We start from the raw sequence: 9,338 nt of genomic DNA, 5'->3' as shown, positions 1-9,338 counted from the left end.
AACACGTCCCCGGAACCGCTCAGCCGAGGGCCCAGGCGACGTCCCTGAGCAGGGCGTGCCGCCAGCCCGCCCGGTCGTGGTCCGAAGCCGAGCGCGAGACCCGCACCGTCGCACCGGCCCGTTCGGTCAGTTTCTCGGCCAGTTCGCAGTGGGGCAGCATCCGCGTCTCGTGTTCTCCCACGTCGAACGCGCACCGCAGACGGGACAGGTCGGGGTTCTGCCGCAGCCGTGCGGCGACGGCGCCGCCGACCGGGCCGCCCAGGGGGTCCGCCAGGTCCATGGCACCGGGTGCCCACCAGAGGGAGGCCGACTGGAGGGCGACGCGCGAGACCAGGTCCGGGAACTCCAGCGCCGCGTAGAGCGCGCTCAGCCCGCCCAGGCTCTGCCCGGCGACCACCAGCCGGTCCAGGTCGGCCGGTACGCCGGATTCCGTCACCAGCGGCAGCAGTTCGTCCCGGACCGCCTCCCACAGCTCGGGCCTGCACCCGAACTCGGCCACCCTGTCCTTGGCCGGAAGGAAGACGAGCGTGACGGGGGGCATCCCACCACCGGCGACGGCCGAGTCGAACGCGGCCATGGCCGGGTGCAGGTGCAGCCAGTCGTCTCCGTCGAGCAGCAGGACCACCGGCCCGCCGCCGCCCGCCGGGTGCACACGCACGGTGCGCCGTCCGCCGAGCCGGTCGCTGCTCCAGCGGAGCCGGGTGCGGGGGAGGGGCAGGACGTCGTCGGCGCCGACGGCGGGCCAGTGCGGCTGGGCCGGGGCGTCCGGGGTCGCGGCGATGGACCGGTCGGCGCCGGCCCCGACCGGGTTGAACGGGTCCGCGTGGGCCGCGTCACCCGTGATGATCCGGTAGGTCACCCGCAGCCGCGCGGGCATCCGCACTTCGGCGTACCAGCAGTCCGTGCCGGCCCATCGGCGCAGCGGAACCGGCTGTGACCAGCTCTCGAAGTCGATGCAGGCCCCGGCCCCGCGCCACAGGAACAGGGTCCGCCAGCCGCCGTCGCCGTCGGGCACCGGGGCGGGCGTCCGCGCAGCCGCCCAGAACGCGTCGGTGCCGGGTGCGCCGGGCAGCCCGAACTCGGCGAAGACGCTCTCCTCGTCGGCCCTGAGGCCGGTGTCGGGACCGGTCATGGCCGGCCGATGAGGCGGTCGGCCGTGGTCCGGAGGAACGTGCTCGGGGACGCGTTCGTGCCGTCCTCGGTGCGGAGCCGTTCGGTCACCAGGCGCATCGGCATCTCCTTGTGAGGGGGAAGGGTGAGAGGCTAGGCTCCTCTCATATTAGGTGAGCCTAACCTAATGTCTCGGCTCGCCTCATCTCTGATTCCACCCGCACCGACGTTCTGACGCGCACTCATGACGCGGCCGTCACCGGCCCGTCGGGCCCAGGAGGCACTGACATATGAGCACCAACCCTTTCGACGACCCCGAAGGCCGCTTCCTGGTCCTGGTGAACGACGAGGGGCAGCACTCGCTCTGGCCGTCCTTCGCCGAGGTTCCCGGGGGATGGACGACCGCTTTCGATGAGAACTCCCGGGAGGCGTGCCTGGAGTTCATCGAGACCAACTGGACCGATCTGCGCCCCCGTTCCCTCGCGGCATCCACCGACTGACCCCACGCGGCGAATCGCCCCGCCGCCGCCCGCGGGACGGGCCTGTCGGCGCTCCCGTTCCTCGCGTCGGAACGACACGGCGATGAGCCGGTCCCTGATCGTGAACCGAGTAAGGAAAGTCTTGATCACGGCCACGCCGCACCGCGCCCCACTGCCGCACGCGCTCCCCGTACCGTCCTCCTCCGTGCGCTCCGCGCATGAGGAGGACGCTGCCGAACTCGCCGAACTGTCCCGGCCGTTCGTGCACTCGGGGGCGCTGCGGGAGCGGCCCGCCTCCCTCTATGCCGCCCACGCCGCCGACTTCCTCGTGACGCAGACCCCCGGACGGCCCATCGAGGGCTGTGTCGGCCTGCGCGTGCACCCGGCCGTCCCCGGAGAGGGCCGCGGGCCCGTCGGCGTCCTGTACAACTTCTGCGTGGCCGGACACAGTCAGGGGCGCGGAGTCGGCGCCGGGCTCCTGCGCACGGTACTGGCCATGGCGCGCGCCCAGTCGCTCGATGCCCTGTTCACGGCGACGACCGGCGGTGGCGGCCTCTTCCTCCGGTACGGTTTCGCGCCCGCGCCCGCGCGCCTGGCGCCTTCGTCCTGGGCGGAGTCCCTGGATCCCCGGCGCAACGCGCGGATCCTCACCAAGGTCCTGTGACGGCCGGCGCGCGCGTGTGCGCGCCGCTCTCCGTCGGTGCGGCCCTTCGGCGGCGCGTCGGAGGCGCTTCGCCCGCCGCGGTCATACGGTGCTGCTGTGGCGATCCTGGCTGTCGTCGGGAACCACGGTGGTGCCGGGGCCGGTCTCGCCGAGGACGCCGCGCAGCACCGCGTGCGGCACGCGGCCGTCGAGCACGTGCGCCCTGCGCACACCGCCGCGGACGGCCCGCAGGCAGCCTTCCATCTTCGGCAGCATCCCGCCGGCCAGTCCGGGCAGCAGTCCTTCCAGCGCGTCGGCCGTCAGGTGCTCGATCACCTCGGTGCTGTGCGGCCAGTTCGCGTACAGCCCTGCCACGTCGGTGAGCATCACCAGCCGCTCGGCGTCGAGGGCCACGGCCAGGGCCGACGCCGCGAGGTCGGCGTTGACGTTGTAGGCCTGTCCGTCCTCGCCGCGTGCCACGGGGGAGACCACCGGGATGTGCCCCTGCTCCAGGAGGGTGCGCACCATGCCGGGGTTCACGTCCACGATGTCGCCGACAAGGCCGATGTCCACCGGCCGGCCGTCCACCCAGGCCGGACGCCGCACCGCGGTCATCGTGTGCGCGTCCTCGCCCGTCATGCCCACCGCGAAAGGCCCGTGTGCGTTGATCTGGCCGACCAGCTCCCGCTGGACCCGCCCGCTCAGCACCATGCGCACCACGTCCATGGCCTCCGGGGTGGTCACCCGCAGACCCGCCTCGAAGCGGGACTCCAGGCCGAGACGGTCGAGCATCGCGCTGATCTGCGGCCCGCCTCCGTGGACGACGACCGGGCGGAGCCCGGTCCGCCACAACTCCACGACATCCCGGGCGAACGCCCGCTGCAGGCTCGCGTCCACCATGGCGTTGCCGCCGAACTTGACGACGACCGCGCCGCCCCGCACCCTGTTCACGCGATTAGCTTAGCCTAACCTAAATAGCCGCGATCCTGGTTCGGGCCGGCCCGCCTCCCGGAACTTGAGCAGCGGTCAACTCCCTGCCTGTGAAGGGAGTTGCCGATCGGCGAGCGGGACGGGACGTGCTCCGAGTTCGGCCGGGGAACCGCACGGGTGCGGTTCCGTACCGCCGTTCCGGCCGGCGCGGAGCGCCTCGCGTCAGGCGACCAGCCGGATCCCGGTGACCAGATGCGGGCGGATGCGTACCGCACAGTTCATCACCGGACCGGGCCAGGGGCGGAGCAGCCGATGGTAACGCGACAGCGCGTCCGGATCGGCGACCGGGCGGCAGTAGCCCGTGGCGACGACACTCCAGCCCAGATGGGTCAGCGGATCGATGTCGTCGGCCTGGTAGGCGACCACGACCCCCCGGTCGCCATGGTCGCGGGCCTGGGCGAACAGATCCGAGTCCTGATGGGTCAGGATCACGATCTGACCGTGGTCCAGCAGATGGTTCACCGGTCGGATGGCCGGCAGCGCGCGCTGGGTGAAGACGATCCGCCCGAGCGACGCCCCGCCGAGCAGGCTCAGTGCCTGGGTACCGGTCAACTCGACCGTACGGCGCGGACCTGCGGCCGCCGCATCCGAGAACGGTGCCGCCTCCGGCGGCGCGGTCACGGCCGTGCACACGGACGGCTGGGGCGACTGATGGCATGAGTGGTTCACGGGGCTGCCTCGTCTCCTGGTCTGCTCACCTGAGGCACGAGTACATCGGGTGGCGCCGTCCCCGCACCAGGGCCGAACGGCCCCAGGGCCGAACGGCCCTAGCGGCGTCGGACCTCCGATGGGTTCACTGCGGTGCATCGCACGCCGCGGGTGCGCGCAGGAGGGAAACACGGTGATCGCAGTCGTCGGGCACAGAGACCTCAGCAACAGATCCCTGGAACTGGTGGAAGCCGAACTGAGAGCGAGGCTGGACCGATTGGCAGAAGGTGCCGCCGCCCTGGTGCGGGTCGGCGCGGGGCTGCCGCTGGCATTCGGGCGGGCCGCCCGGGAGGCCGGGCGGAAGCTGACAGTACTGCTGCCGGCTCAGGGCGTGGTTCCCGCCGTGCTGCCCGAGCGGGACCGGTCGGCCGCGGGCGAACTGCTGGTGCTGGCCGAACACGTACGGCTGCTGGCGTTCGATCCGGCCGACCGCGACGCGTGTGTCGGCGCCGACGAACGACTGGTGGAGACGTGCCGGACCGTGCTCGCCGTGTGGGACGGATCGCCGTCGGACGGCCGGGACGCCACCGCCCATCTGGTTGCCTTCGCGCGTGCGCGAGGAATCCGGGTGGAGGTCGTCTGGCCGGACGGTTCCGTACGGGAGCGGACATGAGACTGCCGGAACGCGGGACGGGGAGGACGGTGGAAGGACCCGAGGCCGACGAGCGGGTGCGCCCCGGCGCGTCCGGGACGGGCCACGACCGGGAGTGCGCCGGGGCGAGGCGCGGGTTCGGGTGGCTGCTGGTCATCACGGCCGCGCTCGGGCTGCTCGGCTCGTTCGTCATCACGATCGACAAGTTCGAACTGCTCGCCGATCCCGGATTCGTGCCCGCCTGCTCGCTGAGCCCCGTGGTGTCCTGCACGAGTGTGATGCGCAGCGAGCAGGCGTCGGTGTTCGGCTTTCCCAACCCGCTCATCGGGCTGGTCGCCTTCGGCGCGGTGATGGCGACCGGCGCGGGCCTGCTCGCAGGCGCACGCTATCGGCGCTGGTACTGGTTGGGGCTGAACCTCGGCACGCTGTTCGGAGTCGGCTTCTGCATGTGGCTGATGACACAGGCCCTGTTCGACATAGGCGCCCTCTGCCTGTGGTGCATGCTCGTGTGGGTGGCCACCATCCTCATGTTCTGGCACACCACGGTGCACAACCTGCGCCATGGCGTTCTGCCCGCCCCGCGCGCCCTGGTCGCGGCGGTGCTGGAGTTCCCCCTCGTGGTGCCGGTGACCTGGTGCCTGGCCATCGTCATGCTGATAGCAGTCCGGTTCTGGTCGTACTGGCAGACATTTCTGTGACCGCGACGATGCCGGTGGTCTCGTGATGGATCTGCGCGGCCGGTACTCCGGCGGCGGCCAGCCGCGCGGCCACGGCCTGCGCCGGCCCGGTCGTGGCGGCCTCGGGGGCCAGGGCCAGAAAGGCGTGCTGCCGGGCGGCGGCCCCGGGATGCGCGGGCAGTATTCCGTTCAGGACCCGCAGCCCGGCACCCGCGAAGCGCGTGCTCGCCGCATCGGCCGCGACGACGGTCAGCCAGGGGCGTTCGCGCCGGAACGCTTCCAGGTACGCCGCGTCGTACATCTCCTCGGCCGTCGCCCTCTCCTCCGGCGCGGCGGGACCCAGCAGCAGCCGTACCCGGTGCGCACGGGACCGGTCGGCGTCGATCCGCTGGAGCAACGCCTTCATCGGGGCCCAGCCCGTACCGGAGGCGATCAGCAGAATGTCCGAGGACGGAAGAAGATCCGGCAGGGCCAGCGCACCGCGCGGGGCGCTGAGACGGACGGCGCCGCCCACCCGCGTACCGTGCACCAGCGCGTCGCTCACCCCGTCGGAGCCCCGGGCCCGTACATGGAACTCCAGTTCACCGTCCGGATGCGGCGCGCGGGCCAGATAGTACGGACGCCAGGCCTGTTCCAGCAGCGGCGACTCCAGGGACGCGTAACTCCCGGCCTCGAAGGCGTAGGGCTGGTGGGGCCGTACCCGCAGCACCGCGAGATCGGGCGTGCGGAGTTCGTGCGAGGTCACCGTCGCCTCCCAGCTGGGCGGTTCGGCGATCGCCTCGTCCGCTCCCCTGACCATCGCCGAGACGGCCAGCCGCAGCATCCGCAGCCACGCGTGCTCCAGCGCACGGGTCCACCGGGCGCCCGCGCGCACGCGCAGTGCCTCGATCAACGCCGCCTCGAAGGCCTCGAAATGCGCGGGGCGCACCCCGAGCTTGCGATGGTCGCGCCCCAACTGCCCGAAGACGCCGATCATTTCGTCCGTACGGTGCAGATTGCCGATCAGATAGCGGAAGATCCCTGCGAGATGGGCCTGTTGGAACGCCATCGACTCGGGGAACAGCGACCGCAGATACGGATGCCGCTCGAACAGGATCCGGTACAGCTCGGCGATCAGCTCCTCCAGCGGGTTCACCAGCGGGAGCGAGTCACCGATCAGCAACTGGTCGGCCGTTCCGTCGTACGCCTGCGGGGCCTCGGCGCTCCACACTTCGGCACGGCTGCCGGACGGGGCCAGGATGCGTCGTCGCAGCCGCATCGCGTCATGCCGTGCGAGCAATGCGTGGTAGTCCTCGCTCGGGGTGTTCATGGGCCGGTGACTCCTCGGTGCAGCGCAGTGGGGTGGCCGGGAAGGGAGATGTCCGTAGCGCCCGGACGATCTTGGCGGCGTCAGTATGGCACCGCGTCCTGCCCGCTGACCGGCCCCCGGCCACAGGGCCTTTCGGCCCTGTTCAGACGCCGTTCGCCATGCTGTCGCACCCCGGCGGGACCGGGCCCCGGGACGGGCACATACTGTCTTGCGGCCCTCTCCCCGAACCGATCGAGCACGATGTGAATGAGTTCCCGAATTCCCCACTGAGCACGACCCCGTCGCCGTCCGCGGCCCCCGTACGCGTCTTCATCCTCGACGACCACGAGGTCGTACGGCGCGGCGTACGCGATCTGCTCGAAGCCGAGGACGACATCGAGGTCGTCGGCGAGGCGTCCGACGCCCGGGAGGCGCTGGCCCGCGTACCGGCCAGCAGACCGCAGGTCGCCGTGCTGGACGTACGCCTCGGCGACGACCGGGGCGGGGACCACGCCGGTATCGAGGTGTGCCGGGAACTGCGCGCCCTGATGCCCGAACTCGCCTGCCTGATGCTGACGTCGTTCGACGACGACGAGGCTCTGTTCGACGCCATCATGGCGGGCGCCGCGGGGTACGTGCTCAAGCAGATCAACGGAGCCGATCTGATCGCCGCCGTACGCACGGTCGCGTCGGGCACCTCGATGCTCGATCCGCGGACGACCGCCCGAGTGATGGCCCGGCTGCGGGGCACCGAGCGACCCCCCGCCGAGGCGTCGGAGGCATCGGAACTGGACGGACTCACGCCCAGGGAACGGCAGATCCTGGACCTCATCGGCGAGGGCCTCACCAACCGTGAGATCGCGGAACGTCTCTTCCTGGCCGAGAAGACCGTCAAGAACCGCATCTCCTCGATCCTCGCCAAACTGGGCGTGGGCCGACGCATCCAGGCCGCGATGCTCGTCGGCCGGATCAAGGACCGCCAGGGGTGGCCCTCGGCCCCACGCGGCTGACGGACACTCGGGCGTCAGTCGTGGAGCGGCACGCGCCAGATGATCCTGGTGCCGCCGTCCGCCGGCCGTTCGATGGCCAGTGTGCCGCCGCAGAGCTCTGCCCGCGTACGCATATTGGCCAGCCCTCCGAGGCGTTCGGCCGCCGGTTCACCGGCATCGACCGCTGCTCCTGTCCCGGACGCGGTCGTGACACCGTCCCGGATCCCGATGCCGTTGTCGGTGACGGTCAGGGTCACCGCGTCGTCGGCCGACAGCACGATGCCGATACGAGTGGCACGGGCATGGCGAGAGGCATTGGACACCGCCTCGGCGGCGACCGCCACCACATGTTCGGCCAGCTCGTCCGGGACCGTGGTGTCCACCGGCCCGTCGATCCGCACGGAGGGCCGGAAGCCAAGGGCGTGCGCCGCCGTGCGGGCGGTCTCGGCCATCCGGTGCCGCAGCCCGCCGCGGCCCGAACCGTCCGCCGTCCGCAGATCGAAGATGGTGGACCGGATGATCCGGATCGTGGTGTCCAGATCATCCACCGCACGGCTGACCCGCTCGGCCGCGTCCGGCCGGTCCGCGATGGCACGCGTGGTGCTCTGGAGAGTCATCCCGGTCGCGAAGAGACGCTGGATCGCCAGATCGTGCAGATCGCGGGCGATCCGGTCCCGGTCGTGCATGACGGCGAGTTCCTCGGACTCGGCCCGCCTACGGGCCAGTTCCAGGGCGATGGCCGCCTGGTCGGCGAAGCCCGAGACGAGTGCGACCTCGGTGTCGTCGAACGGCGGGCGGTCCACCGGCCGCCCCAGACGCAGTGCGCCCCTCGCCCCGGTGTCGACTCGCAGAGGCACCGTCACCACCGGGCCCAGACCGTCCTCGGCACCGTCGCCGAACGGGTGGGCGCGGGGATCGGAACGGACATCGGCGCAGTGCACCGGTGTCCCCGTACGGGCGGCGAGTCCGGCCAGTGATCCCCGCGCGGGTACGGACAGCCCCGTCACGCGCTCGGCGTCCCTGCCATGGGCGACGGCAACGGTCAGACGCGCCTCGGCCCCGGATGTCTCCGAGGCCCCGGAGAGCGACGCGGGGGGCGTCGGCAGCAGAATCGCGGCCCGGTCGGCGCCCGCCACCTCCATCGCCCGCTCGGCGATCAGATGCAGCACCTCGTCGGCGTCCGTCCCCGAGAGCAGGGTGCGGGTGATCTCGCCCAGTGCCTCCAGGCGCCGCTCCCGACGACGGCTCTCGTCGTACATGCGGGCGTTGTCGATGGCGACCCCGGCCGCGATCGACAAGGTGGTCAGCACCGCCTCGTCGTCGGCGTCGAAGCTCACCCCGCCCCGCTTCTCCGTGAGGTAGAGGTTGCCGAACACCTCGTCCCGAACCCGCACCGGTACCCCGAGGAAGGTGCGCATCGGGGGATGATGAGGCGGAAATCCGAAGCTGCGGGGGTGGCTGCTCAGATCGGTGAGCCGCAGCGGCTCCGGGTGATGGATCAGCTCACCGAGGATTCCGCGCCCGCACGGCGTCTGGCCGATCACGGCGGCGAGCTGCTCCGATATGCCGACCGGCAGGAACTCCAGCAGCTTCTGCCCGTCCCCGACGATGCCGAGCGCTTCGTACTCCGCGTCGGTCAGGGTCACCGCGGCCTCCACGATCCCGCGGAGCACCTCGGGCAGTTCCAGGCCCCGCCCCAGGCTCATCACGGAATCCAGCAGACTGCGCATCCTGTCCGGCCGGCTGGGCTGGGGCCAGGCCGCCGGACCGGTGCAGCGGGCTCCGGGCGAGTCGAGGGCGGGGGAGGCGGAGCCGGGAGAAGGGACTCCGAAGGGGGAGCCGGGCGCGGTAGGTGTTGTCTC

At 71.7% G+C, this 9,338-nt stretch carries 10 protein-coding genes; 5 read left to right on the top strand and 5 right to left on the bottom strand.

The features are described from left to right. Positions 1-19: 19 nt before the first annotated feature. Positions 20-1,132 (bottom strand): alpha/beta hydrolase-fold protein, encoded by a 1,113-nt coding sequence (locus tag OG520_RS07600; protein WP_406012653.1) that lies wholly within the window; start codon positions 1,130-1,132, stop codon positions 20-22. A 268-nt stretch (positions 1,133-1,400) separates the two neighbouring features. Between OG520_RS07600 and OG520_RS07595 the strand changes: the two genes are divergently transcribed. Together OG520_RS07595 and OG520_RS07590 are read left to right on the top strand one after the other, a co-directional pair. After that, a complete protein-coding gene (locus tag OG520_RS07595) occupies positions 1,401-1,610 on the top strand; it encodes an MbtH family protein (RefSeq protein WP_399333027.1) in 210 nt (69 codons plus the stop codon). A gap of 121 nt (positions 1,611-1,731) precedes the next feature. After that, complete coding sequence (locus OG520_RS07590; protein ID WP_406012652.1) at positions 1,732-2,253, top strand: GNAT family N-acetyltransferase; 522 nt, start codon at positions 1,732-1,734, stop codon at positions 2,251-2,253. 81 nt (positions 2,254-2,334) lie between these two features. Here the strand turns inward: OG520_RS07590 and argB are convergent, their stop codons facing one another. Both argB and OG520_RS07580 read right to left on the bottom strand, forming a co-directional pair. Further along, the gene (gene argB / locus OG520_RS07585; protein WP_406012651.1) at positions 2,335-3,183 is read right to left on the bottom strand and encodes an acetylglutamate kinase; all 849 of its coding nucleotides are present in this window, start codon (positions 3,181-3,183) and stop codon (positions 2,335-2,337) included. Between the two features lie 201 nt (positions 3,184-3,384). Beyond that, positions 3,385-3,843 carry a pyridoxamine 5'-phosphate oxidase family protein gene (locus tag OG520_RS07580; RefSeq protein ID WP_406016438.1) on the bottom strand — a complete coding sequence of 153 codons (459 nt, stop codon included), beginning with the start codon at positions 3,841-3,843 and terminating at the stop codon, positions 3,385-3,387. Positions 3,844-4,063: 220 nt separating this feature from the next. Here OG520_RS07580 and OG520_RS07575 point away from each other — a divergent pair, with 220 nt between their 5' ends. Together OG520_RS07575 and OG520_RS07570 are read left to right on the top strand one after the other, a co-directional pair. Continuing rightward, positions 4,064-4,543, top strand: coding sequence for a hypothetical protein (locus OG520_RS07575; protein ID WP_399333019.1), 480 nt, complete (start codon positions 4,064-4,066; stop codon positions 4,541-4,543). After that, on the top strand, positions 4,540-5,220 hold the full coding sequence (locus OG520_RS07570; RefSeq protein ID WP_406012650.1) for a vitamin K epoxide reductase family protein: 681 nt from the start codon (positions 4,540-4,542) through the stop codon (positions 5,218-5,220). The genes OG520_RS07575 and OG520_RS07570 overlap by 4 nt, the downstream gene beginning before the upstream one ends. Here the strand turns inward: OG520_RS07570 and OG520_RS07565 are convergent. Next, positions 5,171-6,508, bottom strand: coding sequence for a globin domain-containing protein (locus OG520_RS07565; protein WP_406012649.1), 1,338 nt, complete (start codon positions 6,506-6,508; stop codon positions 5,171-5,173). The two genes, OG520_RS07570 and OG520_RS07565, sit on opposite strands and share 50 nt — an antisense overlap. 266 nt (positions 6,509-6,774) lie before the next feature. Here OG520_RS07565 and OG520_RS07560 point away from each other — a divergent pair, with 266 nt between their 5' ends. After that, positions 6,775-7,497 carry a response regulator gene (locus OG520_RS07560; RefSeq protein ID WP_406016437.1) on the top strand — a complete coding sequence of 241 codons (723 nt, stop codon included), beginning with the start codon at positions 6,775-6,777 and terminating at the stop codon, positions 7,495-7,497. Between the two features lie 14 nt (positions 7,498-7,511). Here the strand turns inward: OG520_RS07560 and OG520_RS07555 are convergent, their stop codons facing one another. Continuing rightward, positions 7,512-9,206 carry a GAF domain-containing protein gene (locus tag OG520_RS07555; protein WP_406016436.1) on the bottom strand — a complete coding sequence of 565 codons (1,695 nt, stop codon included), beginning with the start codon at positions 9,204-9,206 and terminating at the stop codon, positions 7,512-7,514. Positions 9,207-9,338: the final 132 nt, after the last annotated feature.

The organism is Streptomyces sp. NBC_00984, from assembly GCF_045162475.1.
Taxonomy (GTDB): domain Bacteria; phylum Actinomycetota; class Actinomycetes; order Streptomycetales; family Streptomycetaceae; genus Streptomyces.
Note: the sequence above shows the minus strand (reverse complement) of the source record. Positions and strands in the feature narration are given on the sequence as shown.